Source organism: Moraxella sp. CTOTU47724 (assembly GCF_032014955.1).
GTDB classification, from domain to species: domain Bacteria; phylum Pseudomonadota; class Gammaproteobacteria; order Pseudomonadales; family Moraxellaceae; genus Faucicola; species Faucicola tetraodonis.
This window is the reverse complement of record NZ_DALZSV010000018.1, coordinates 1-25,012: the sequence shown is the minus strand read 5'-3', so window position 1 is coordinate 25,012 and position 25,012 is coordinate 1. Positions and strand designations below refer to the sequence as shown.

General features: G+C 45.6%; 21 protein-coding genes and 3 pseudogenes. 8 read left to right on the top strand and 16 right to left on the bottom strand.

What is annotated here, in order from left to right:
* Positions 1-284 precede the first annotated feature (284 nt).
* Complete coding sequence (gene fumC / locus RTR63_RS05610; protein ID WP_312523153.1) at positions 285-1,700, top strand: class II fumarate hydratase; 1,416 nt, start codon at positions 285-287, stop codon at positions 1,698-1,700.
* 160 nt (positions 1,701-1,860) lie between these two features.
* On the opposite strand, the gene urtE is transcribed toward fumC, so the two are convergent.
* The 14 genes and pseudogenes from urtE to RTR63_RS05540 form a co-directional block, all read right to left on the bottom strand.
* Entirely contained in the window at positions 1,861-2,559 is a 699-nt protein-coding gene (gene urtE / locus RTR63_RS05605; RefSeq protein ID WP_309595336.1) for an urea ABC transporter ATP-binding subunit UrtE, read from the bottom strand.
* Positions 2,560-2,568: 9 nt separating this feature from the next.
* Positions 2,569-3,387, bottom strand: a complete 819-nt coding sequence (gene urtD, locus RTR63_RS05600) for an urea ABC transporter ATP-binding protein UrtD (RefSeq protein ID WP_076774723.1) — start codon at positions 3,385-3,387, stop codon at positions 2,569-2,571.
* A gap of 216 nt (positions 3,388-3,603) precedes the next feature.
* Positions 3,604-4,653 (bottom strand): annotated as a pseudogene (urtC, locus tag RTR63_RS05595) (urea ABC transporter permease subunit UrtC); the annotation flags it as partial.
* Positions 4,654-4,671: 18 nt separating this feature from the next.
* Positions 4,672-6,342 carry an urea ABC transporter permease subunit UrtB gene (gene urtB / locus RTR63_RS05590; protein ID WP_257619769.1) on the bottom strand — a complete coding sequence of 557 codons (1,671 nt, stop codon included), beginning with the start codon at positions 6,340-6,342 and terminating at the stop codon, positions 4,672-4,674.
* Positions 6,343-6,634: 292 nt separating this feature from the next.
* On the bottom strand, positions 6,635-7,888 hold the full coding sequence (urtA, locus tag RTR63_RS05585; RefSeq protein ID WP_060996033.1) for an urea ABC transporter substrate-binding protein: 1,254 nt from the start codon (positions 7,886-7,888) through the stop codon (positions 6,635-6,637).
* Positions 7,889-8,470: 582 nt separating this feature from the next.
* On the bottom strand, positions 8,471-9,127 hold the full coding sequence (locus tag RTR63_RS05580; protein WP_312523149.1) for a HupE/UreJ family protein: 657 nt from the start codon (positions 9,125-9,127) through the stop codon (positions 8,471-8,473).
* A 27-nt stretch (positions 9,128-9,154) separates the two neighbouring features.
* Positions 9,155-9,856: an urease accessory protein UreG gene (gene ureG, locus RTR63_RS05575; protein WP_312523147.1), complete on the bottom strand. Its 702-nt coding sequence runs from the start codon at positions 9,854-9,856 to the stop codon at positions 9,155-9,157.
* Positions 9,857-9,893: 37 nt separating this feature from the next.
* Complete coding sequence (locus RTR63_RS05570; RefSeq protein ID WP_312523146.1) at positions 9,894-10,730, bottom strand: urease accessory protein UreF; 837 nt, start codon at positions 10,728-10,730, stop codon at positions 9,894-9,896.
* Entirely contained in the window at positions 10,727-11,287 is a 561-nt protein-coding gene (gene ureE / locus RTR63_RS05565; RefSeq protein ID WP_312523145.1) for an urease accessory protein UreE, read from the bottom strand. Before ureE ends, RTR63_RS05570 begins: the two co-directional genes overlap by 4 nt.
* Positions 11,288-11,525: 238 nt before the next feature.
* Entirely contained in the window at positions 11,526-13,646 is a 2,121-nt protein-coding gene (ureC, locus tag RTR63_RS05560) for an urease subunit alpha (RefSeq protein WP_312523144.1), read from the bottom strand.
* A gap of 24 nt (positions 13,647-13,670) precedes the next feature.
* Complete coding sequence (gene ureA / locus RTR63_RS05555) at positions 13,671-13,973, bottom strand: urease subunit gamma (protein ID WP_060995978.1); 303 nt, start codon at positions 13,971-13,973, stop codon at positions 13,671-13,673.
* Positions 13,974-14,023: 50 nt separating this feature from the next.
* Complete coding sequence (locus tag RTR63_RS05550) at positions 14,024-14,977, bottom strand: urease accessory protein UreD (protein WP_312523142.1); 954 nt, start codon at positions 14,975-14,977, stop codon at positions 14,024-14,026.
* 128 nt (positions 14,978-15,105) lie between these two features.
* Complete coding sequence (locus RTR63_RS05545; protein ID WP_312523140.1) at positions 15,106-16,068, bottom strand: DMT family transporter; 963 nt, start codon at positions 16,066-16,068, stop codon at positions 15,106-15,108.
* A gap of 162 nt (positions 16,069-16,230) precedes the next feature.
* A complete protein-coding gene (locus RTR63_RS05540; RefSeq protein WP_312523172.1) occupies positions 16,231-16,878 on the bottom strand; it encodes an MFS transporter in 648 nt (215 codons plus the stop codon).
* Between the two features lie 245 nt (positions 16,879-17,123).
* Here RTR63_RS05540 and RTR63_RS05535 point away from each other — a divergent pair.
* Positions 17,124-17,357: pseudogene (locus RTR63_RS05535) on the top strand (helicase-related protein); the annotation flags it as partial.
* Positions 17,358-17,496: 139 nt separating this feature from the next.
* On the opposite strand, the gene RTR63_RS05530 reads toward RTR63_RS05535, so the two are convergent.
* Entirely contained in the window at positions 17,497-19,428 is a 1,932-nt protein-coding gene (locus RTR63_RS05530; RefSeq protein ID WP_312523139.1) for an acyl-CoA synthetase, read from the bottom strand.
* Positions 19,429-19,579: 151 nt separating this feature from the next.
* Here RTR63_RS05530 and RTR63_RS05525 point away from each other — a divergent pair, with 151 nt between their 5' ends.
* The 6 genes and pseudogenes from RTR63_RS05525 (at position 19,580) to RTR63_RS05505 (ending at position 23,889) form a co-directional block, all read left to right on the top strand.
* The gene (locus RTR63_RS05525; RefSeq protein ID WP_159676802.1) at positions 19,580-19,792 is read left to right on the top strand and encodes a GntT/GntP/DsdX family permease; all 213 of its coding nucleotides are present in this window, start codon (positions 19,580-19,582) and stop codon (positions 19,790-19,792) included.
* A gap of 38 nt (positions 19,793-19,830) precedes the next feature.
* Positions 19,831-20,973 carry a glycerate kinase gene (locus tag RTR63_RS05520; RefSeq protein WP_312523138.1) on the top strand — a complete coding sequence of 381 codons (1,143 nt, stop codon included), beginning with the start codon at positions 19,831-19,833 and terminating at the stop codon, positions 20,971-20,973.
* Positions 20,974-21,099: 126 nt separating this feature from the next.
* A pseudogene (locus RTR63_RS11810) lies at positions 21,100-21,183 on the top strand (IS5/IS1182 family transposase); the annotation flags it as partial.
* 166 nt (positions 21,184-21,349) lie between these two features.
* Positions 21,350-21,928, top strand: a complete 579-nt coding sequence (locus RTR63_RS05515) for a TerD family protein (protein WP_188875545.1) — start codon at positions 21,350-21,352, stop codon at positions 21,926-21,928.
* A 67-nt stretch (positions 21,929-21,995) separates the two neighbouring features.
* A complete protein-coding gene (locus RTR63_RS05510; RefSeq protein ID WP_095355471.1) occupies positions 21,996-22,598 on the top strand; it encodes a TerD family protein in 603 nt (200 codons plus the stop codon).
* A gap of 85 nt (positions 22,599-22,683) precedes the next feature.
* Complete coding sequence (locus RTR63_RS05505) at positions 22,684-23,889, top strand: S1 family peptidase (RefSeq protein ID WP_312523137.1); 1,206 nt, start codon at positions 22,684-22,686, stop codon at positions 23,887-23,889.
* 430 nt (positions 23,890-24,319) lie between these two features.
* On the opposite strand, the gene RTR63_RS05500 is transcribed toward RTR63_RS05505, so the two are convergent.
* Positions 24,320-25,012, bottom strand: a 693-nt coding sequence (locus tag RTR63_RS05500) for a helix-turn-helix transcriptional regulator (RefSeq protein WP_312523136.1), incomplete at its 5' end; no start/stop codon positions are given.

Genomic DNA, 25,012 nt, shown 5'->3' with positions numbered 1-25,012 from the left:
ACCCAAAGCGTATCGAAAGGCCAAAAAATCTACCGACGCTGGCAAAATTTCGTTCATAGTAAACGATTGCTCAACAACATATCGCAATAAAATGTTAACTATCTTTCGTTATCACCCGTCATTTTACCGCTTACTTTAACAAAGATAACAAACGACACATATTCTCAAACTTCTATGGTCGATAACTCTGTTAAACTTTACCCTGTGCTTTGGTGCATAACTGGCGATAACAAGCCGCTTTGATAATGAGAGAATCAAAAAATTCACTAAAAAAGAGAACAATAATGACAACCGACAACCAAACCGATACCCAGCAATTTCGCAGCGAAAAAGACACCATGGGCGCTGTCAACGTCCCTATAGATGCCTACTGGGGCGCGCAAACCGAGCGTAGCCGCAATAACTTTAAAATCGGTGGCGAAACCTTGCCACAGCCGCTGATTGAAGCCATGGCACTGGTCAAAAAAGCCGCCGCCATCACCAATGCCAAATTAGGGCGTATTAGTGATGACAAACGTGACCTTATCGTGCAGGCCGCCGATGAAATCATCAACGGGGCACTGCGTGACCAATTTCCTTTGGTGGTTTGGCAGACAGGCTCTGGCACCCAGTCAAACATGAATATGAATGAAGTGATTGCCAACCGCGCCAATGAACTTGCCGGTCAAGGCAAAGGTCGTTATCAGCCAATTCATCCCAATGACGATGTCAACCATGGCCAGTCTACCAATGACAGCTTTCCCACCGCGATTCGGGTAGCGGCGGCGCGTCAGATTGTCTATCTGCTTATCCCTGCGGTGCAAAAACTGCGTGACACCTTAGCAAGCAAAGCTGAGCAGTTTGCTGGCATTGTAAAAATCGGACGTACCCATCTGCAAGACGCCACGCCTTTGACGCTAGGACAGGAGTTTAGCGGCTATGTCAGTCAGTTAGATCATGCGCTCATTCGTCTAGATGCCGCGCTACAAGGTCTGTATGAACTGCCTTTAGGCGGTACGGCAGTCGGTACCGGATTAAACGCTCACCCTGACTATGCCGAGCAGGTCGCGCAAACCTTAGCTGTGTTAACCGATGTGCCTTTTGTCACTGCCCCCAATAAATTTGAAGCGTTAGCGGCTAGAGACGCTGAAGTTTTTGCCTCAGGTGCCCTAAAAACTTTGGCAGCAAGCCTTAATAAAATTGCCAATGATGTGCGCTGGCTGGCTTCAGGTCCTAGATGTGGGATTGGTGAGCTTAAAATCCCTGAAAATGAGCCAGGCTCCTCCATCATGCCAGGTAAAGTCAATCCAACCCAGTCTGAAGCCATGACGATGGTCGTGGCGCAAGTGATGGGTAACGATGTCACCATCAATATGGCGGGGGCATCGGGCAATTTTGAACTCAATGTGTTTATGCCAGTCATCGGCTACAACCTGCTGCAATCGATTCGCTTACTGGCCGATACTTGTGACAGCTTCAATGACCATTGCGCGGTAGGTATCGAGCCTGTGACAGAAAAAATTGATTATTTCCTACACAACTCATTGATGTTAGTCACCGCGCTCAATCGCCATGTCGGCTATGAAAATGCAGCAAAAATTGCCAAAACTGCTTATAAAGAAAATAAAACCTTAAAACAAGTTGCCGTTGAACTCGGTTTATTGACTGACGCCCAATTTGATGAATGGGTCAAACCTGAAGCCATGACTAGTCCAAAGTAATTAATCGAAAGTGACTAATTCAAAAATGATTAGTCAGAAGTAATGTAAGCGTTGATGGGGCGTAATCGCACTCTTTAATCAATCAATTTTTATCAGCAAATTTTTAGCCAGATGACAGTCATCTGGCTAAAAGCTAACTCACGCAAGCTTTTGCTATTTACTAAATTGCCACTAGCTCTCTGATGCCTTTTTCTGGCATATCACCGCCCATGCCTTGGGCAATGACTTGCCCCCGTGCCATAACCGTATAGTTGTCGGCAAGTTCTTCGGCAAAGTCATAAAACTGCTCGACCAAAATAATCGCCATATCGCCTTGGTCAGCCAAGCGACGAATCACCCGCCCGATATCTTTGATAATCGATGGCTGAATCCCTTCGGTTGGCTCGTCCAAAATCAGCACCCGTGGCTCAGAAGCGAGCGCCCTGGCTATCGCTAATTGTTGTTGTTGACCGCCTGACAAGTCACCGCCCCGGCGCTGGCTCATTTCATCGAGCACAGGAAAAATCTCATACAAATGGCTTGGGACTTTTTTGGCTTTACTGCCTTTAAACTTTGCCATGCCAATCAAGATATTTTCTTCTACGGTTAAGGTTGAAAAAATATCTCGCCCTTGTGGCACATACGCCATGCCTGCGCGCACGCGGTTTTCGGGCGATAATTTGCTGATGTCTTTGCCATCTAGCAAAATTTGACCCGATTTAATCGGTAAAACCCCCATCAGGCACTTTAACAGTGTGGTTTTACCCACGCCATTGCGACCGAGTATCACAGAACACTCACCCACAGGCGCGGTCAAACTGACATCGCGCAAAATATGACTACCGCCATAATATTGATTGATTGTGTTTACTTCTAACATCGCTATCCCCTATCGCCCTAGATATTTTTCGATGACATCGTCGTTGGCTTGTACTTCAGCAAGCGTTCCTTCTGCCAAAATCGCCCCTTGCGCCAATACCGTCACTTGCTCACTGATGGTGTCAATAAAGCTCATGTCATGCTCAACCACCACCAAGGTATGGTCTTTTTTGAGCTCCAAACATAGCTCGGCGGTGCGTTCGGTTTCGGCGTCCGTCATGCCTGCCACTGGCTCATCGAGCAAAATCAGCTTAGGGCGCTGCATCAGTAGCATCCCAATCTCCAGCCATTGTTTTTGCCCGTGCGACAACAATCCTGCCGGTTTATTGACAAACTCGCCCAAGCGAATCGTCGCTAAAGTCTGATCGAGGGCATTTTGGGCATCCGGATCAAGTTTGCTAAACAGGCTTTTTTTGACCCGCTTGTCTTTGGGTGCGGCAAGCAGTAGGTTCTCCATGACAGTAAAATTTTCAAACACCGTGGGTTTTTGAAATTTTCGCCCAATGCCAGCTTCGGCAATTTGCTCGGTGGTCATGCTGGCAAGATTGTGGGTTTGTCCAAAATACACTGACCCTTCCGTGGGGCGAGTTTTACCGGTAATCACGTCCATCAGCGTGGTTTTACCCGCACCGTTAGGTCCGATGATACAACGCAGCTCGCCTTCTTTGATGTACAAGGATAAGTTGTTTAAGGCGCGGAATTTATCAAACCACACGCTGACATCTTCCATATATAGGGCAATGCCTTTGCTAAAATCCGCTTCTGGTGACTTTAGCCGTCCGTAGTTGCTCTCAGCAAAGTCATTGATATTATTATCGTTTGTATTCATAACAGACTCTTTGATGTGTTATTAATGGGGTGTTTATGGGGTATTAGTCATCGGGTATAATCAAACTAACTACTGGGTTGCAGGCGGTCAGCATGACGCCGCTGCCGCCCCTGAAGCCCCTGTCGCCTAAGATTCTTTTTTTGCTTCCATGTTTGTTTCTTGATTTGTTTCCATATTTTTTACGCTTGGCTCGACCGTTTTTTTGCCATGCGTGATTTTGTCCAGTAGACCAATAATGCCTTTGGGTAAAAACAAGGTGACGACCACAAACAACCCGCCCAAAATCAATAACCAAGCTTCGGGATATGCTACGGTAAAGTAAGTTTTCACCGCATTGACCACACCTGCGCCCAATATCGCCCCAATCAGCGTGCCGCGTCCACCTGTAGCGACCCAGACCGCCATTTCAATCGAGTTGACAGGGTTCATCTCACTGGGGTTGATAATGCCCACTTGTGGCACATACAACGCGCCAGCAATCCCTGCGATAATCGCCGATAACACCCACGCAGATAGCTTGTACCATAGGGTACGATAGCCAAGGTATTGCAAACGGTTTTCGCTATCACGCACGGCGCCCAGTACGCGACCATACGGCTTGTGCATCAAGTAACGCAAGCCAAGGTAGGCAAGCATCAGCACGAATGCTGTGGCAAAACATAGCAAGGTGCGCGTCATGGGAGCAGCGATGTCCATGCCCAAGATGGTTTTAAACCCGGTAAAACCGTTGTTACCGCCAAACCCAGTTTCGTTACGGAAAAATAAGAGTGACGCGGCAAACACCATGGCTTGGGTGATAATCGAGAAATACACGTCTTTGATTTTTGAGCGAAAGGCAAAAAACCCAAATATAAAAGCTACCACTGCCGGCACCAGCACCACCAATATCGCCGCCCAAGCAAAGTTGTCTGTGCCAGCCCAAAACCAAGGCATTTTATCCCAGCTCAAAAACCGCATAAACTCCGGCAAGCTGTTGCCTGATGCTTGGCGCATCAGATACATACCCATCGCATAGCCGCCCAGGGCAAAATACAAGCCATGCCCAAGGCTCAAAATCCCCGCATAGCCCCATACCAAATCCAGTGCCAAAGCAACCATCGCCAGACACATGATTTTGCCAATCAAAGTGACCCAATAAGCGGATAAATGCAGCGCCGAATCGGCAGGCAGCAAATGCAACCAAGGCAATACCATCAACACCGCAAAACAGCCCATAATTGCCAAGCGACTCACTGGTTTATCTGCAAATAATTGTAAAATACGCATTCTTTCACTCTCCAATGATTACTCGACAAAGCGACCTTTAAGGGCAAACAGACCTTGTGGGCGTTTTTGGATAAATAGCACCACCAGTACCAACAAAATGATTTTGGCAATCACCGCACCCATGCCAATCTCAAGCACGGTGCCACTCACCCCTAGACCCAAGGCGGCCAGTACTGCCCCCCAAATTTGACCGACACCGCCGACCACCACCACCAAGAAAGCATCGATGATGTAGTTTTGCCCCAAATCAGGACCGACGTTGCCCACTTGCGCCAAAGCACAGCCTGCCAAACCTGCCAAGCCAGAGCCGAGCCCAAACGCCATCATATCGACACGCGCCGAGCGAATACCCACCGCACGCGCCATTTGTCGGTTTTGGGTCACAGCACGTACAAACAGACCAAAGCGGGTGTATTTGAGTAAAAACACCAATAACAGCAATACGATAATGGTAAAACCGATAATCGCAATACGGTTGTATGGCAGCATCAAGCTTGGGGTCAAAGCAACAGCACCGCTTAGCCATGAAATATTGGAGACTTCGACGTTTTGTGCCCCAAAAATCATGCGAACTAACTGCATCAGAATCAAACTCACCCCAAACGTGGCAAGCAAGGTTTCTAGCTGTCTGCCATATAGCGGACGTATCACTACCCGCTCAATAATCATGCCAATAACGGCGCTCACCAAAAACGCCAGCGGAATCGCGGCAAGCATGTACCAATCGACATAGCCTGCTAAATGGCTCTTAAAAAAACTTTGCACCACATAGGTGGTATAGGCACCAATCATAATGAGCTCACCATGCGCCATGTTAATGACACCCAATAGACCGTAAGTAATAGCAAGTCCCAACGCCGCCAACAACAAAATACTGGCGGTGCTCAAGCCAGAAAACACGTGTCCTGTCCACTCACTGGCTTTGATACGCGATTTGACTTTGTCTTGGGTTGTTTGTAAGGCTTGCTTGAGCTCAGGTGAATGGCTGGTTTGTTTTGCCATCCCTTCGATATCAGCTAACACATCGGGGCTGTTACTGGACGCCAAGGTTTTTAAGGCCGCAATCTGGGTCATCTCATCGCCCGATTGCAAATCCATACGCGCTTGCAGTTGCGCCAATGCGGCTTTTACCGTACTGTCTTTTTCACTGGCATAAATATCGGCAACGGTTTTTTTATCGAGCGTGGCGATATTGTCGGCTAGGATATCCACCGCTTTAAGGCGCTCGCTGGCATCGTCGGATTTGAGTTTGGCTTTGGTTTGCCCTAAGGTCAACGCCGAACGCAGCGCGTTATTGAGTGTGACTTGGTTTAGGTCGCTTGGCCAATTGCTTACCAAGGTGTGCGCAGGATAGTGGTAGAGTTGGTCGGTATTTTCTAAAGTATAGACATTGCCGGCATCATCACGGTACAGCTCGTCTTTGTTAATCAGCTCGACCAGTTTGTCATAGGATTGACTGGTGCCTGTCCAGTTGTTGAGCATGGCTTGACGCCCCGCAAAATCGGCGGCTACGAATTTTTGAATATCATCGCCTGCGCTGGGCACGGTGTTTGTGTCTGCCGTGCTTGCGGCTGCCGTAGTTGTAGCTGCTGTGGTTACTGTACTGGTTATCGTAGTTGCCGAAGCGGTACTTGCCTGTGCATTACTCACGCTTGGCAACGCAATGCCCATCGTGGTCGCTAGCGACATGCCGAGCACAATTTTTTTACTTTTTTGCAAAAACTGCCCGAGAGAATGATTACCATTGAGCATGATGGTCGCTCCTTAGTTTGTATGATTAGTCTTTATGATTAGTCCATCTGTTTGGTGGGGTGACGGATCAATGTTTAAATCAATAAAAGGTGAAATCGTAAAATTTTGGCAAAAAAATAAGCCATACCAGCTGGGGTATTGATGCGCGGTATGGCTGTCACAACATCGAGTGTTAACTTCATTCAAGCTTATTGGAAAGGCTTATTTCGTCATAACTACTTTGGAATACTTATTTGGGGATATAAGGACTCCAAGGTTCCGCTTTAATGGCATCTTTGGTTTTGTAAACCACGTCAAACTGACCATCGGCACGAATTTGCCCAATCATCACAGGTTTGTGTAAGTGGTGATTTTCGGCATCCATGGTTAGCGTGTAGCCCGATGGCGCGGCAAAGCTTTGACCTGCCATGGCAGCACGGACTTTATCCACATCGGTGGAGCCCGCTTTTTCAACCGCTTGCTTCCACATATTGATACCCACATAGGTGGCTTCCATTGGGTCATTGGTCACTACTTTATCGGCATTTGGCAGTTTGTGGTCAATGGCGTATTTTTTATAAGCGTTCACAAACTTGATGTTGACAGGGTTTTTGACCGATTCAAAGTAGTTCCATGCTGCCAAGTGTCCGACTAATGGGGTAGTGTCGATACCGCGAAGTTCTTCTTCGCCCACAGAAAACGCCATCACAGGAATATCCGCCGCTTTGATGCCTTGGTTACCAAGCTCACGGTAGAAGGGGACGTTTGAGTCACCATTGATGGTGGAGATAACGGCGGTCTTTTTACCCGCTGAGAATTTTTTGATATTACCCACGATGGTTTGGTAGTTGTTAAAGCCAAATGGGGTATATTCTTCCATGATGTCGCTATCTGCCACGCCTTTAGACTTTAAGAACGCCCGTAAAATCTTATTGGTGGTACGGGGATACACATAGTCAGTCCCCAATAGCACAAAGCGTTTGGCACCGCCGCCTTCTGGTGACATCAAGTATTCAACCGCAGGAATGGCTTGCTGGTTAGGCGCGGCACCGGTATAAAAGATGTTTTTGGACTGCTCTTGTCCTTCGTACTGCACAGGGTAGAATAATAAGCCGTTTAATTCTTCAACCACAGGCAACACAGACTTACGAGAAACCGATGTCCAGCAACCAAAGATAACCGCGACTTTGTCTTGTGTCAGTAGCTGGCGCGTTTTTTCGGCGAACAATGGCCAGTCTGAGGCAGGGTCGACAACCACAGGCTCAAGTTTTTTGCCCATCACTCCACCTTTGGCATTGATTTCGTCAATCGCCATCAACGCGGTGTCTTTGAGCGATGTTTCAGAGATTGCCATGGTACCTGAGAGTGAATGCAAGATACCCACTTTGATGGTATCGCCATTGCTAGGGGCAGGCGCACTACCGGTGGCAGCAGTGGTTGACGTGCCACTGGCTGGTTTGGCATCACTTGATGATTGCGGTTTTGAACAACCTGTCAACATCATACTGCCCGTTACCGCTAGGGCAACCAAGGATCTGCCAAATGCACGACGGCTTAATTGAGGCTCAGTCGTGGTTAGCTCGGTGGTTTTTTTGTCTAACATGTGTCACTCCTAAAATAGATGGATTGCCGTTTTAAGGTAGAGCGTAACGGATAGGCTGTGGCTATCGGTTGCTGGTTGTCTTAACTGACTATAATGACAATTCAATTAGTGTGCCAATCTGCCTGTTAAAAGCTATTTTTGAAAATTTTAGAAATTAAATCAAATAGTTGAATTACTAAATTTAAAAAAATTTATTTTAAACAATCGCCTATTGGCTAAATGCTGCTACTAGGTAAAAAATGGGCAAACTCTGGCAACCTTAGCGATTTCACCAATCTGATGAATGGGAATGGTTTTTTGCACTATTACCATTCATCTGGCATTGCTCTAGTGTTCCTATGGCATTCACCTAGCATTAATTGTCGCTAAACAACGCTTTATCGTCAGTGTCTTTATCACATTACCCAATTTATTGCATAAAAAAAGTGCAAGCCAAACAGCTTGCACTTTTTATCAAAAATGTTGTTAATCCCTAGTTAATCGCTAGTTAGCCAAGACCAGTGCCATGCCCAATGCCGCCATGATTGAAGGTAGCCAAGACAGCTTGGGATGCGCATGGGCTTGTGCTTTTACCCAATTCATCACCCCTGCACCCACGGCAAACAAGGCGGACATCGCGGTTATCATGCCTAAGCCAAAGCCTTGACTCACGCTACTGACTGGCATCTCCACGGCATGCGCCATACCATGAAATAGCGTCAAACCAAATAAGCTGATCGCCATCATAAGTGAAAAGCTTTTTTGATTGGCTTGTGCTATCTTGGTGCGCTGCGCCAAAACTGCGACCGCTGTCAACACCACCGATAGCAAAATCGCACCTTCAATAATCGATGAGCCAATCGCCACATAAGATAGTTGCACCAAAGCAAAGCCTAACAGTAAGCTCGTCACCAATAAGCCTAAACCCAGTTTTTTGTGACGGGCAAACACCATGCCCATGCCAACCGCAAGCACCACGTGGTCAAGACCTGAGATAGGATGCATGAGTCCTGCGGTGACGGCAGCCATTAAATCTACCGAACTTGCGACTGCATGATGGGTTAAACCATGACCAACATGCGCCACTGCCACACTTGAAAGGCTAAAAAGCGCAGTTGCCAACGCCGTTTTTTGGGTTGTTTTTTGGGTTAAAGTTTTCATTATGCCTCCTTGATTTTATCGCAATTTTTACATATTTTCGCTTGAGCTTGGTAAATGTTGGACCGGCTGTGACGGAATCTCTAGCGCTCTTAGCATGCCCTGTTGTTGGATAAATTTGATAATGTCATCCAAACCGTCTTGAGTTTTCATGTTGCTAAACACAAACGGCTTATCGCCGCGCATTTTTTTGGCGTCTTTGTCCATAATCGACAAATCCGCGCCCACTAGTGGTGCAAGGTCGGTTTTGTTGATAATCAGCAAATCTGATTTAGTAATCCCGGGTCCACCTTTGCGGGGGATTTTATCGCCTGCACTCACATCAATCACATAAATGGTTAAATCCGACAACTCTGGGCTAAAGGTCGCCGCCAAGTTATCACCGCCCGACTCAATGATAATCAGCTCAAGACCATCAAAGCGATTTTGCAAGGTGGCCACGGCATTAAGATTAATCGACGCATCTTCACGAATCGCTGTGTGCGGACAGCCGCCCGTTTCCACGCCAATAATCCGCTCAGCGGGCATGGCATCGTGGCGGGTCAAAAACTCCGAATCTTCTTTGGTATAAATATCGTTGGTAATCACTGCCATGTTGTACACATCTTTAAGACGGCGACACAGACTCAAGGTCAAAGCGGTTTTGCCAGAGCCAACAGGCCCGCCAATGCCAAGGCGTAATGGGGATAAGCGAGGCGCTTGGGTTGGGTTTTTTTGGGTAAAGCCAGTCATGAGGTTTTCCTTGTGAATGATATTAAAGACAGGGGTTTTAGGAACGAAACAGACGACTATATTGTTGTTCATGATGACAGGATAATTCTGCCAACGACGGTACAGACGCTGATAGTTGCAAGTGTTTGATTAAAATCAGTAATGTTTGGGCATGCTGCTGTGCTTGTAAAAATTGTGGCGCAATGTCTTGTAGCTTAGCCATAACCGTTTGCTGATGATGGATGGCTGTCAATGCCGTTTTGACTTTGCTGGCTTGCGTTTGGCAAATCTTGGCAATCGGTTCATCCATCGCTTGCCCCAATTGCCAAATAATACGTTGACCTGCCATTTGTCCCAGCGGTAAGGTTTTGACAATCGCCAAGGTCAGATTTTCCATTTGAGCAAACGCATAGGTCGTCAGGCTATCGGCTATCGGCAGTTGCCAAAAATACGCCAAGCGAGCGAATAACGGTAAATAGCCTTGCGCTATCCAATCTTGTGGCATCGCAAGGTCGAGCACGCCATCGAGCCAGGCACAAAATGCCTGCGCCAATTGTTGACTCTCTAATAAAAACTCATGGCTATCACGGCTTGCCCCATAAAAATTGGCTAGACTATCCACCAAGCTGTGGTGATTTTTTTGCGCTGACAACTGCATCATACTTGCCATCAGCGGCAGTTCAAAATTGAGTAAGACCTCTTGTTGATACGCTTGCAAAAACGCCAAACTACTGGCTTCATCATGGATAAAGCCTTGCTCAATGGCAGACTCTACGCCTTGGGAATAAGTATAACTGCCAATCGGCAAATTGCTCGACGCCAGCATCATCAGCTTAAGCAATTGTTGTGGCGGTGTCTTCTGTGTAAGGTGCGACGTTGTTGTCATTGTTTTCATGAAAAAAACGTGGCTTTGGTTAAATCGCCGACGATTGTGCTTTGCGTATCTGCATGGCTTAACCGATTATCATGCCCATGTGAATGCCCGCCATGCCCATATGCCCCTGTTTCGGGTTCAAAGGCGTGCGCCACTTCGCTCACGGTTAAGCCTAATTTCACCAGCATATCGGCAAGCACATAATCGGGCTCAAAGTATAAGGCATAATCATTGTCATGCTGAACCAACATCAAAGGCACATGACGATTGCCCAGATGATACGCCCCGCGCATCAGTTCAAAGGCATTGTCGGCGGTGACTTTGGTGAGGGTTTGCGGTTTGGCAAAAATTTGTATGATGTCGCCTGACGCATTTTGTACCACATCCCCATCTTTGAGCGTACCTGTGCGTGGCAGGTCGATACCGACCGCTTCACCATTTTGCAGGGTTGCACGAAAGCGTGACCGCTGGCGCGTGTCAAAATCGAGCTGCAAAAACTGCCCGTTTGCTTGTTGGTTGACCAAATCTGCTTGCTGTTGGTCAGTTAACTGTTGCACCCGTTGATTATAAATTTTCATTACTATCCTTTGTTAAATTTTCTAGCTACTCAGAAGTTTGCCCATGACAACCGAATTGTTGACAGCGACCCTCTTTAAATTGATGTTCACAGTTGTTAAGCCCGTACAGCCAATGCGAACAGTTTGGGCAAAGATTTTGCATTGGCGATACACTGTTAAAAAACTCACTGCCACATTCATCACAGATGAGATTGTTCGGTTCTAGTCATCACATTGGCATTCATGGCTAAAATCACATTTAAAATAAGAAATACCGCTGTGCCATTGGCAACACAGCCGACGGCTCGCAAGTGAGAAGCTGACCATCGGCACGTACTTCATAGGTTTCTGGGTTGATCGACATCTCAGGGCAATAGCTATTAAACCGCATATCTTTTTTGCGAATGTTACGAATACCCTGCACAGGGCGAATCACTTTTTGCAAACCAAGTTTGTGTTGGATATTGTTGTCAAAGGCGATTTTGGATACAAAGGTGATACTGGTTTGGTGGGTGGCTTTGCCAAGGCTTGCAAACATCGGACGATAATGCACCGGCTGCGGGGTTGGAATGGAGGCATTGATATCACCCATCGGGTAAGCGGCGATGCTACCACCTTTTAAAATCGTGTCAGGTTTCACCCCAAAGAATTTAGGCGACCATAGCACCAAATCCGCCCATTTACCGACTTCTACCGAACCGACTTCCTCGGCAATACCGTGGGTAATGGCAGGATTAATGGTGTACTTGGCGATATAGCGTTTAATGCGAAAATTGTCATTTTCTGTCACTGTATCTTCGGTCACTGTATCTTCTGTCACTGGGTCGATGTCATGAAGCCCAATATTAGACGCATTTTGGCTCACTGTATCAGGTGCTAAAAATCCGCGTTGGCGTTTCATTTTATCCGCCGTTTGCCAAGTGCGGATAATCACCTCGCCCACCCGTCCCATCGCTTGCGAGTCGCTACTCATCATCGAGATTGCCCCCAAATCGTGCAAAATGTCTTCAGCGGCGATGGTTTCTTGGCGGATACGGCTCTCAGCAAAGGCGACATCTTCGGCAATCGCAGGGCTCAAATGGTGACAGACCATCAGCATGTCGAGATGCTCATCGATGGTGTTGATGGTAAACGGACGCGTGGGGTTGGTCGACGACGGCAACACATGTGGCTCGCCAATCGCCCGCAAAATATCAGGGGCGTGCCCGCCGCCTGCGCCTTCGGTGTGAAAGGTGTGAATACAGCGATCTTTAAAGGCGTTTAGCGTGCTTTCTAGATAGCCACTTTCGTTGAGCGTATCGGTATGAATCGCCACTTGCACATCATACTCTTCGGCAACGCTCAAGCAGTTATCAATCGCTTGCGGCGTGGTGCCCCAGTCTTCATGCAGTTTTAGCCCGACCACGCCTGCTTCGATTTGCTCGACAATCGGCTGCGGCAAGCTGACATTGCCTTTGCCTAGTAGCCCAATGTTCATGGGCATATCATCAAGGGCTTTGAGCATGGTTTCGATATGGTATTTGCCGTTGGTGCATGTGGTGGCAAGCGTGCCTTGGGCAGGCCCTGAACCACCGCCAATCATGGTGGTTACCCCAGACATCAAGGCAACCTCCGCTTGCTGTGGCGCGATAAAGTGAATATGGGTGTCAATCCCGCCCGCGGTCAAAATTTTGCCTTCACCTGCAATAATCTCAGTGCTTGCGCCAATGGCGATGGTGACATTGGATTGAATATCGGGGTTGCCTGCCTTGCCAATCGCCCAAATTCGGCCGTCTTTGATCGCCACATCGGCTTTATAAATCCCGGTATAATCCAAGATAAGCGCGTTGGTAATCACGGTGTCAGCCACTTCGGCAAACGGGCGTTGCCCTTGCCCCATGCCGTCACGAATCACTTTGCCACCACCAAATTTGACCTCTTCACCATAGCTGGTAAAGTCTTTTTCCACTTCAAGCCACAGCTCGGTATCAGCAAGACGCAGTTTATCGCCCACGGTTAAGCCAAAATGCTCGGCATACATTTGGCGAGGTACGGTTTTTTGTGATTTTGGTAAACTTGCGGTATCAACAGATGCGGTGGCTTGCCCCATCACCCGCCCAGCAAACCCAAAAATCGCCTTATTGCCACCAAACTCGACCAGTTCGACTGATCGCGCTTGCCCTGGCTCAAAACGCACTGCTGTACCCGATAAGATATTTAAGCGAAACCCAAGCGCCTTGTCACGGTCAAACGCCAGTGCGTCATTGGCTTCGGCAAAATGGTAGTGAGAGCCGATTTGAATCGGTCTGTCGCCGGTATTTTTGACCAAAATAGTTTGGACGGCGCGCCCTTCATTCAGGATAATGGCTTGGTCTTTTAGCTTATATTCGCCAACTTTCATGGTTTACCTCTTATACTGTTTAAATTACACAATCGGTTGGTGAATGGTCACCAGTTTGGTACCATCTGGAAAGGTGGCTTCCACTTGCACATCGTCAATCATCTCGGCGATACCATCCATCACATCCTCAACCCTAAGCCACGTGGTGCCTTCGCCCATCAACTGTGCCACTGTTTTGCCCTCTCTTGCGCCTTCGAGCACCAACATACTGATATAGGCTATTGCTTCTGGATAGTTAAGTTTTAAGCCACGTTGTTTGCGGCGCTCGGCAACCAGTCCTGCGGTAAAAATGAGTAATTTATCTTTTTCGGCGGGGGTTAAATGCATGGGTTACTCCAATTATTTTTTCAGTGTTAAAAATTAGACCTTCACTGCCATTAGGTTGCCCAAATTCGGGGCAAATGACTGTCTTGTTGCCACATTAAAGTGCGAATCTCACCACGAACTGCACCAAAACTGTCAAAACATTGGCGGACATCATCCCCCAAATAGCGAATAATCATCACCTCGCCTGTTTGGGTGCAAGAGACAGGCAAGCTATGGTGGTCGATAAATAAGCGTAATTGCTTGACCCATTCAATCAGCTGTTTTTGCGCATCAACGCTTGGCACAACCCATAAGCTCGCAAAGACGCTATGGTTATTGAGACCCACGGCTGAGCCAAACCAATCGTGTTCGGCACAGTGATGTAAGGTATCAGCAAGCAGCAATTTGGGCTGCTCATCCACGCGCCAAAATAGGTTTGATAACCGCATCTCGCCTGTACTGTAGCGCTCGCCATGATACTCTCGCCCTAACAGGTTAATTTCCCAAGCGATAACACTGGCAGCTGGGCTGATAAAAAACTGATTGGTGGCATGGGCAAAACTTGCGTTATAAAAACAGTTTTCTTGCGGTAGCCATTCAAAACGGCTGTCATCTTGTAGATAAACCGTGACATTTTGAACAGCATAACCATTTGAATCTTGTTGGGTTTCTTGGTTTTTGTTGGTTTCTTGGGTTTTTCTGGCTGATGGGCTATCATCGGTTTGCTTGTTAGCGGTGTAACTTGGTAAATTGCCGTACCATTTGTTTGCCCCGGGCGTGGTAATCACGGCGTGGGCGTGATGTTTTACGCCAATGTCAATATCGAGTTTATCGCCTAAGGCGATGCCAGCAGGCGGATACAGCATGATGACATGACAAATACCTTGCTGTTCACCGCTTTCAGGATACAAGGCTTTTTGTACCCGCAAGGCGCCTTGGTGGTGGCGTTGTACCAAATTGGTGCGCGCATGCTCACCCGCATGTTGGGCGTCAAAAGCTAAGGTAAGGACTGAGTGCCAAGCCATATCTATCTAACTATATGAAAAATATATGGTTTTATAGAATGCAAGGGCTGTGCCACATTGGTGCAGTGAGCATTGATAACGACATGGTGAAGCCCAAATCAGGGATGTTTACACGGTTTGGGCTGTTATTAGACTTGAGTATCGACTTCTGTCAATTGCCGATGACGCTGCATGGGCAATTTGATAGAGTTTAGGAGGGTGGCTAAAAGAATTAATACCATCCCTGAGTACTGCATGCCATTGAGCGATTGGTGTAGTAATACGATCGACAATACAATCGCGGTAAACGGTTCAAACACGGTGAATACCGAGGCTTTGGTTGCAGGGAGTTTGTGCAAGGCTGACATATACAAAAAAAACGGAATCACGGTACCCACTAGGCTGAGCCCCATCACCCACAACCAAGTGATAGCAGGCATGGTAAAGGCTTTGGCATAGGTTTGATAGGTCATCGGTAGAAATAATAAAGCCATGGCACTAATCACCACCGAACTAAAAAACACCAAGGTTGGTGGATAGTGTTTGTGTAAGGCTTTTTTTCCTAAAATGCCATACAGTGAATAGCACACCCCAGACAATAGACCAAACACAATCCCCCAACTCAATGTAAAGTTCTCACTCAGCGTTGTCAATGCCACGCCTAATACCGCGATGCAAGCTAAGGTAAATGATTTTTTTGTTATCGGTTCTTTTAATAAAAAAAACGCCAGTACCAAACTAAAAATCGGCGCCGTATACAGTAACGATACCGCAATGCCTGCGCCCACAAAATTGACCGCGATAAAATAGCAAACCGTCATGCCTAACACACCAATCAACGATTGCAAACTCAACTGTAATATCTCGCCGACCGATAACTGCCTAATAGACGTCCACAACGATGGCAATAACATCAGTAGCATCATAGCAGCGGTCACCACTCTTAAAATGGCAATTTGCACACTATCAAAACCCAGTTGATGTAGATAGGTAGTAAAGATACCCAGCGTGCCCCAACAGATAGCCGCCACAATGACTTGCAAGCCACCTATCGTCGCATGATTGAGCGTGTTAGGGGATTGGTTGGTAGCGAAAGCGGGGTTACGAGTCACTGGCAATTCCTAAAAAATGGGGGATAAAAAAAGTGATTCTAGCAAACAAGGTTGGCTAAAACCACTTTGGAAAAAAACTTAAATTAACTTCATGGGGTTATTAATAACCGTGGTTAATCAATTATTTTTCTAACATCTTTTTAACGTTTTTCTAACCTTTTTCTAACCTTTTTCTAAAATAGACACACTATCGGATTTTTTATACATCACCGTTGCTACCAGTGCGATTACGCTTGCTATCACCAATAACCAAGCTGGCGCGATTTGACTGCCTGTTTTACTCATTAACCAAGTTGCCATCAAGGGGGTTGTGCCACCGAGTAGCGCATTGGCTGAGTTAAAGGTGAAAGCAAAACCTGAATAACGTACCTCGACTGGGAAAATCTCGCTTAAAAAAGCCGGTAGCGTGCCGTCATTGACGGATAATAACAGCGAGAATACCAGTTGAATCAAAACAATGGTTAAAAACCCACCCAGGCTTAGCATATGAAACAACGGCACTGTCAACGCGATAAACAACACAGATGCGATAATCAGCATGGTTTTCCGACCGTATTTATCGCCAATATGTCCCCAAAAAATACCCCCAAACGGACGGACAATAAAGGATAGCGCAAAAATTGCATAAGTTGACATCAATGCGACGGTTGGATCGGTTTTAGCAAAAAATACGCTAGCGATGACAGTGGCAAAGTAGCCATACGATGCGTAATCAAACCACTCGACAAAGTTACCAATAAAACTGGCTTTGGCGGCTTTTTTGAGTAACACAGGATCTTTAACATACGGCTCGGCAGCTGGTTGTTGCATTGCTACGGCAGTGGGTGAAAGTGCAAAAGTTGTCATTTAGTTTCCCCTTGGTTGGTAGTAAGTCATGCTAAAGTAAGCTAACTGATAATGTTATGCGCAGGACCATAGGCGAAGCCTGTGATATTGTCAGCGCCTGTTTCAGTTAAAACCAAAATATCATGTTCACGATAACCGCCTGCCCCTGCCATACTCCTCACTGCTCGTCGTGAGCAATACTGTAATTATTGGGTTTGGTATAATATGTCAGCCAAAAACGTAGCGAGGCGATTGAGACATTCCAATCGGGGCAAGTGCCTGTATTTTTGATTAGCCTAAAAGCAGGCGGCGTGAGACTAAACCTGACCGCCGCCGACACGGTGATTCATTATAACCCTTGGTGGAACCCTGCCGCCAAACTTGCTCAATCTATTGTAAGCACCGACCATGAAGGCAATATCAAGCTGAGTGAAGATGAGTGGCTAGGGTTGTTTGACAAGTTTTTAGGATATGTGTTGATGGGTATGATTCATAGAAATCGTTTCAATTTAACGTTTTCTTAACATTTTCTATGAATCATACATATTACCGCTTATCTTGTACCATCGCTTAATTTAGTAGTTGCTTTAATTATTTAAAAACCTATTCATCCCACTGCCAATGAATCGCCAATTGATCCAGCACTGTTTTGACTTGTGGTTGATATGACGCATCGCCATCTAGGTTCACTAGCACAATAAACCCATAAGTAGGGTCGTCTTTGCTGCTGACGGTAGCCTTGATATGGTGTTGTTGCAATAACTCATTGACAGCCATTACGGTCGCTTGACGTTTTAGTGCAGGTTTAAATACTTTACCCACTGCCGTTAAAGGCAATGCATCAATCACGTAGATGGCTTTAGGAATCGCGGCTTTTTCGCCAATATTTTGTTGGCAAAATTGCATGAGTTTATCAGTGTCTATGTTGACACCCGGCTTAGGGGCAACGAATAAAACAGGTAACTCGCCTGTATAGCTATCAGGTTTACCAATGGCAGCACAGCCGGCTACCCCGTCATATTGATAGACCACCTCTTCGATCATTTTTGGGTCAATATTGTGTCCCCCTCGGATAATTAACTCCTTTTTTCTACCCGTTAAGAAAAAGTAGCCGTCTGCATCTTGATAGCCCAAATCGCCGGAATTAAACCAAGTTTGATTGTCAGAGTCAGTTACCCAAATCCCTTGATTTTGCTGCGCCAAATAATAGCCGACAAACACATTATCGCCGCGAATACAAATATTACCCACCTCACCTGTGTTGGCAACTCGCACAAACTTGCCATTATCATCAAGCATCATCACTTGCATAGGCTGATACGGGAAGCGTAGCCCTATTGAACCAATTTTCTTCTCCCCAAATCTTGGGTTGGCGGAACTACCACAATTGCCTTCCGTCATACCGTATGCTTCAATGATTTGTACCCCTGTTTGTTTTTCAAATTGCTTAAATACTTCTATCGGCATCGGGGCTGCGCCACACAAACAGTGCTTTAAACTAGCAATATCATGGTCGCCAACTGGTAGATTTAATAATCCAGCAAACAGCGTGGGCACACCACTAAAGAAGTTCACGCGATAATGCGCAATAATCGCCCAAAAATTTGCCATCACCCCATCGCCGCGATAGCCCTCTGGCGAAACCAGCAAAATTTCACCCCCCATCGATAACGGTAATAATCCTGTAACCATGACGGCATTGACGTGAAATAGGGGTAGTCCGCACAGCACGACATTGCCCTGATTTAGCATGTCATCACCAAACAATGCCCGTGCCTGTAAGACATTGGCGACTTCATTTTTATGATTACGCATAGCGATTTTGGGCATGCCAGTTGTACCACCGGTTCCAAAGAATGAAGACAGATCCTCAGGCACAATGGTACGGGGGTTAATTAATCTATCTTTGGGCTGGTTGGCAATCCCAGCATAAAAGTCATGATAGGTGACCGTCTCTGGTAACTGCTGTACAAATTCTTTACTTGCATCTGGCAAGGTTATGTTAAGTTGATGGGCGAAATGATGAGCCATCGTCACCCCAATGATATGCCGCAAACTTGGGGTAAGCTTGGCAACCGCGACCGCCTTGTCCCAAAGCTGCGGCTTATTATCTTGATTGGGTAATGGCGCAAGCGTAATGAGTAGCCTGGCTTTGACTTCATTTAATAAGCCGGCAATCACAGAAGGTTCAAGCAGTGGGTTAATCGGAAAAATAATACCCGTTGCCTCGCCACCCCAGATACAAAAATGGGTTTCGGGTAAATTTGGCAATAAAATCGCAATGACCGTATTTTTATCCGCGCCCAATGAATAAAGCATATTGGCGGTTTGACGTATATATGCCAATAAATCCCCATAGCTATAGCTTGTGCTGTTTTGATACTGCGTAGCATTTAACACAAAGGTAAGGGCTTTTTTATCGCTAAACTGAGCTTCGCTATCACATAGCATCTGATAGGTGCTGCTAGGCAGGTTTAAAGGAAAATTTTGTTCATACTGTTTAAGGTCGTGCTGATTTTTTATTTGCTGGTTCATCGTATCAAAGTCCTTTTTACGGTTAAATTAAGTATCGCAATACTTTGAAATCATCTCTAGAAATAATACGGTATGTCAGTCAAAAGTTCTGATATTATTTCGTACATATTTGCTACAGTTAGCTGATGTGATGGATAAACTCAGTTAACTCATGAAACTACGGGAAAAAGGATGTTCCGATGATTGTACTATTGGGGCAGGCGCGATGACCGTATCACATGCCAACGATAGCTATTTTTGGGTTGTCAGTCAGTTTAGTCGTATGAGTGTACCACAAGCCTATAAAGCACATACTGTCGCTACAGGTATCCAAGGGGTCGTCAGTATGGTGTTTATCTGGTTATTATCGATTATTCTACTTTAAGTCATACCCTGTCATAAAATAACTTTAGGAAAAGCACCGTGAAAATTGTCATTGCCCCAGATTCATTTAAAGAAAGTCTCACTGCCAGTGAAGTATGTGATGCCATTGAGACAGGATTTACCACTGTTTTTAAAGAGGCTGACCTCATTAAAATCCCAATGGCAGATGGTGGTGAAGGCACGGCTGCCGCGCTTAAAGAAACGCTGTCTGGCGAATGGCAACGTATCATTGCACATGACCCTTTGATGCGCGCGATTGAGGCAAGCTATGTGCTACTGCCCAATCAAACCGCCATTATCGAGATGGCAAGCTGTGCTGGCTTGCACCTGCTGACACAGTCAGAGCGAGACCCAGGTATCACGACCACTTATGGCGTGGGTGAAATGCTACTTGATGCGATTGATAAAGGCGCAAAACATATTATCCTGGGTATCGGTGGCAGTGCTACCAATGATGCAGGTACAGGTATGCTAAAGGCCTTGGGCTATCGTTTTTTGGATGCACAGCATCATGAGCTTGCACAAGGTGGTAAAGCGTTAGCGGCATTGGCGTTTATTGATAGCCGTGCAGTTAGCGATAAAATCGCTGATATTAGTATTACTGTCGCCTGTGATGTGACCAATCCATTATGTGGCAAACTCGGTGCTAGCCATGTGTATGCCCCGCAAAAAGGGGCGACGCTAGACGATATCGTTATTTTAGATAATGCACTTAACCATTTTGCCAATATTGCCCGCCGTCAAAATTTCCCCGATAATCGCAATGAAGCAGGCGCAGGTGCCGCAGGCGGTTTGGGTTTTGCGTTAATGACGTTTTTATCGGCGACACTCACTGGCGGGTTTCAGTTGGTAAGTGAATTTAGTAATCTTGAGCAAATGGTTCAGCAAGCAGATTTGGTCATCACCGGTGAAGGGAAGATGGATTTTCAAACGTCCATGGGCAAAGTGGCATCAGGCGTGCTATCAATTGCCAAAGCAGTTAATGTGCCCGTTATCGCCATTTGTGGCGTAGTCGATGACCCCCACAGCCATTGGAAAGACGATGGTTTTACAATAGCGATTCCCAGTATTCAAACTTTAAGCTCGCTTGATGAGGCACTTGCTTTAGCAAAACAGAATGTTGAAAAAACTGCCTATAATATCGCGATGGCGATGCAATTGGGTCAACAGTTAAACCGTTAGTATTTAGCCCTATAAAGATGCTCGCATGTTAATTGGTTGCGCTAATAAAATAACAATGACCAACAACAATGCTGTGGGATAGTTGACTTGAAGAACATGCCTTTATTTTCCATAGCTTTCGCCACACGGCGACTAGTCAAGTCGCTTTTAAATACGAGCCTTCAATTTACCAGTCTGGCTTTCCTTACTTTATTATTGAAAAGATTGTGAGGAAGTTCTTACTTAATTCATTTTTAAGTTTCTAAAAAAATATAATGATTAAAGCGTTAAAATAACTAATAGAACTTTGACTTTATACAGATAATTGTTTAATTTGATAGAGAAAAACATTATCAAATAAATTTGGATAATACATACTATAGTATAGGAGAGCCAAATGGCTATTTCACTCAATAAAGGCGGTAACTTATCCCTGTCAAAAACAGATCCTACCCTAACACGGTTATTAATTGGTCTAGGTTGGGATGAGCGTGCCACATCAGGGGCAGAATTTGACTTAGATGCCAGCGTATTTTTGCTTAATAATATGGGCAAAGTACGCGGTGACCATGACTTTATTTTTTATAACCAACTAAAATCTGACAACGGCGCAGTTGAACACACCGGGGACAACCGCTCAGGGGCAGGTGACGGTGATGACGAAGTGATTAAAGTCAACCTGTCACAAGTACCAGCCGATATTGAAAAAATTGCTGTCACTGTGACAATCCACGACGCCCAAGCCCGTAATCAAAACTTTGGTCAAGTATCCAATGCCTTCATTCGTGTGGTCAATGAAGAAACAGGGGCAGAGGTAGTACGGTTTGACTTGGCAGAAGACTATTCCATCGAAACTGCCATGGTATTTGGCGAAGTCTATAAACACAATGGCGAATGGAAATTTCGTGCAGTGGGTCAAGGCTATGCAGGTGGCTTAGCAGCTATGTGCCAACAATATGGCGTAAATATTGGCTAAATCGGATTTCAAGCAGCAATTTACCATTAAAATAATGATAAAAATTCATTAAATAAAGGATATAAAGATGGCGGTTAGTCTACAAAAAGGGCAAAAAATCTCTCTCGATAAAGAAGCAGGCACGGCACTGACTCGTATCAAAATGGGTCTAGGGTGGGATGTTGCATCCACCCCAAAATCCGGTGGCTTTTTGGGCAGTCTATTTGGTGGCGGCGGTAGTAATGATAGTATCGATTTGGATGCATCTTGCATTATGTTTGACGCGAGCAAACAGCCCATCGATGCAATCTGGTTTGGTCAACTGCAGTCAAAGGACGGTAGTATCGTTCATACAGGCGATAACCGCACAGGCGCAGGGGATGGCGATGATGAAGTCATCAATGTCGATTTATCTCGTATCCCTGCGCATGTACAGTCACTGGTATTTACCGTCAATAGCTTTACGGGTCAAACGTTTGAGAAAGTTGCGGGTGCGTTTTGTCGTATCGTTAATGCCGGCAATAATAGCGAAGTGGCTCGGTATAACTTATCAGCTCAAGGCAGTCATACCGCGCTGATTTTAGCAAAGATTTATCGCCACAATGGTGAATGGAAAATGCATGCCATTGGTGAAATTGCCAGTGGTCGTACCTTTCATGATTTGATGCCGGCCATTACACCACATGCCTAAATTTAAATTGTAGATAATAATGCCCTATTTGCTGTCAATGGGGTATTTTTTTATTCGGATAATAAAAAAATAATAAGGAAACACGATGCCAACTTTGGTACTTGGGGCAAATACGCCTATCCCCCACACGCCTTGCCAAGTGGTAGTAACCAGCCAAAATGCCAGTCGTTTTGGGGTTGAGATGGGCTGCGTTTGGATAGCGATGGATGCGAATCGCCGAGCAACTACCAGCCCTGCTTATCTGCATGAAAGTAAAGATTGGGCAGCGCTGACAGTCGAAAGTGAGAAAAGCCATATTTGGACATTAGACTTAGCCAATGTGTTTTCCCAAAATCAAACCCAGCATCTGCAACTGATCGTGTATGCTTACCAAGACGCTAGTGTGATTGCCCCAGCCGTGGAAGTCAATGATCTGGGTATCAAAGTCCTGGGTATTAAAGTCGCTAGCGATATTCACTATGCGTTTCATACGCCAGAGCGCCATATCAAAGCCAGTATTGTACTGGAAATCTACCAGCGTAATGGGCAATATAAATGCCGAGCACTCGCGGAAACATCTAGTCAAAGTTTAGCCAGTTTTGCCGAACGTTTGCAAATCAGCCTTGACGCCCGTTACCCTAACAACATGACGACAGGCAACGTTTTGCAATCCATACCAGACAACAGACGTCCTCGCCCTCAGCCAGGTGACACTTGGACTGGGACGGCTTTCGCGATTGACCCCTATCATTTACTCACTTGTGAGCATGTGGTGGACGGGGCAACGCAAATCGCACTGCGTCAACAAGGCTATCCCGATATGGAATGCCAAGTGGTTCTGGCAGATGAAGGTAGTGATACAGCGTTACTTAAAGTCAATCAGCCTTTACCAAGTTATCTGCCCGTGCGAGAACGTGGCTATGATTTGCTGGGTGAGCAGATTACTACGCTTGGTTTTCCGCTAACAGGTCTTGGTAGCCAATTACAAGTCACCCAAGGCAATATCGCAGGGCTACAAGGCATTGGCAATGATATTCGTTTTATGCAGTTTACTGCGCCAATTCAGCCTGGCTCAAGTGGCAGTCCGCTCCTGCTTCCCACAGGCGAAGTCGTCGGTATGGTTACCCATACCATTGCCAATACCCAAAACATGAATTATGCAGTCAAATATCAATTATTATCCGCGCTTTTGACCAGCTGCGGTCTTAATGTGAGCGAGCTTACTCACAATATTAGCCAAACACCGCTATCCACGCCTCAGATTACCAAACAGAGTAAATCTGCTTTGTGGTTAGTTGGCTGTGGGGTATGAAAGATTTGGCTGTGGGTTAAAAAAACCCGACCTTGGCAAATTTTCGGCGCTAAAATTCCACCTAATTACCTTAAATGACTTTAAGGTAAAATCCCTGAAACTACAATGGTTACAGGGATTTTTTACGATGTATTTAAAGTCATTTAATATCGGTTTATTTCTTCAAACTCTGATATTTGTCACGTAAAATGAGATATTTATGCTACATATAGTTCATCGATCACGTAGATTGCTTTAGGAATAGCAGCTTTTTCGCCAATATTTTGTTGGCTTTACGATTAAATTGAGTAGTTATGGATGATACTTATAAATGACATAAAAAAGCATGTCAATCTTAAATCCTTAACATAAAATTAGTTCTAATTTGGTTTTTAATTATCACTAATTTGAAATTATTTTGATTTTAATCTAAAACTACTATTTGATAATTTTATTTGGTGTATTGATTCAGTCCATGCGTTAATCTATCAATAATAATTTCTCTAAGCTTAACAGGCTCAAGCACTTCTGACATATGCGACATACTGATTAGCCAATCTTCAAGCCTTACGGTATTCATCACGGTCGCTGTAAGTAACAAGTTTTTTTCATCCAGCTTTTCTAACGTCTGATCGTTTGACAGTGGTCGCTCGGTCAGATGTTGGGCAGCAATATGATTAATTTTAAGCCTTAATATAATTGGCTTTCCTCGCTGCGTTAAATGGGTTTCAAGCACGCCCTTTCGACTTAATTCTTCCAAACTTAAATCATTCACCCAATTGGGTATTGGTTCTTCTAAAATCTGTACGGATTGGATGCGTATGATGGCGTAATTTCGATTGGCATCTAAGTAGACTTTTTCAGGCGTCGATATACTTTCCTCTACTTTGTAAAAAGCAGTTAGGTAAATCATATTATCAATAAATATCAATCCCCTTGGATAAACCCACCGTGTAACAGGCTCATTTGCCCACTTCGCTAGATAACTTATTTCTAACCTTTTGCCATCGATAATGGCTTGATGAATGGTTTTTAGAATATGCTCATCGTATTTAGGCGCTTGCAATAAACTTGGTATCGTAAATAGGTGGTTTTTCCATTGCCCAAGCTGACTAATTTGATATTGCAGATTTTGATGATTTTT

What these genes read in the sequence shown, in the direction of transcription:
- fumC (WP_312523153.1), top strand. Translation starts at nt 285, where the DNA reads ATGACAACCGACAACCAAACCGATACCCAGCAATTTCGCAGCGAAAAA.
- RTR63_RS05525 (WP_159676802.1), top strand. Translation starts at nt 19,580, where the DNA reads ATGAAACTACGGGAAAAAGGATGTTCCGATGATTGTACTATTGGGGCA.
- urtD (WP_076774723.1), bottom strand. Translation starts at nt 3,387, where the DNA reads ATGAATACAAACGATAATAATATCAATGACTTTGCTGAGAGCAACTAC.
- RTR63_RS05570 (WP_312523146.1), bottom strand. Translation starts at nt 10,730, where the DNA reads ATGAAAACAATGACAACAACGTCGCACCTTACACAGAAGACACCGCCA.
- RTR63_RS05515 (WP_188875545.1), top strand. Translation starts at nt 21,350, where the DNA reads ATGGCTATTTCACTCAATAAAGGCGGTAACTTATCCCTGTCAAAAACA.
- ureE (WP_312523145.1), bottom strand. Translation starts at nt 11,287, where the DNA reads ATGAAAATTTATAATCAACGGGTGCAACAGTTAACTGACCAACAGCAA.
- ureC (WP_312523144.1), bottom strand. Translation starts at nt 13,646, where the DNA reads ATGAAAGTTGGCGAATATAAGCTAAAAGACCAAGCCATTATCCTGAAT.
- RTR63_RS05550 (WP_312523142.1), bottom strand. Translation starts at nt 14,977, where the DNA reads ATGGCTTGGCACTCAGTCCTTACCTTAGCTTTTGACGCCCAACATGCG.
- RTR63_RS05510 (WP_095355471.1), top strand. Translation starts at nt 21,996, where the DNA reads ATGGCGGTTAGTCTACAAAAAGGGCAAAAAATCTCTCTCGATAAAGAA.
- RTR63_RS05580 (WP_312523149.1), bottom strand. Translation starts at nt 9,127, where the DNA reads ATGAAAACTTTAACCCAAAAAACAACCCAAAAAACGGCGTTGGCAACT.
- RTR63_RS05505 (WP_312523137.1), top strand. Translation starts at nt 22,684, where the DNA reads ATGCCAACTTTGGTACTTGGGGCAAATACGCCTATCCCCCACACGCCT.
- RTR63_RS05540 (WP_312523172.1), bottom strand. Translation starts at nt 16,878, where the DNA reads ATGCAACAACCAGCTGCCGAGCCGTATGTTAAAGATCCTGTGTTACTC.
- RTR63_RS05530 (WP_312523139.1), bottom strand. Translation starts at nt 19,428, where the DNA reads ATGAACCAGCAAATAAAAAATCAGCACGACCTTAAACAGTATGAACAA.
- ureA (WP_060995978.1), bottom strand. Translation starts at nt 13,973, where the DNA reads ATGCATTTAACCCCCGCCGAAAAAGATAAATTACTCATTTTTACCGCA.
- urtA (WP_060996033.1), bottom strand. Translation starts at nt 7,888, where the DNA reads ATGATGTTGACAGGTTGTTCAAAACCGCAATCATCAAGTGATGCCAAA.
- ureG (WP_312523147.1), bottom strand. Translation starts at nt 9,856, where the DNA reads ATGACTGGCTTTACCCAAAAAAACCCAACCCAAGCGCCTCGCTTATCC.
- urtE (WP_309595336.1), bottom strand. Translation starts at nt 2,559, where the DNA reads ATGTTAGAAGTAAACACAATCAATCAATATTATGGCGGTAGTCATATT.
- urtB (WP_257619769.1), bottom strand. Translation starts at nt 6,342, where the DNA reads ATGTCGCTAGCGACCACGATGGGCATTGCGTTGCCAAGCGTGAGTAAT.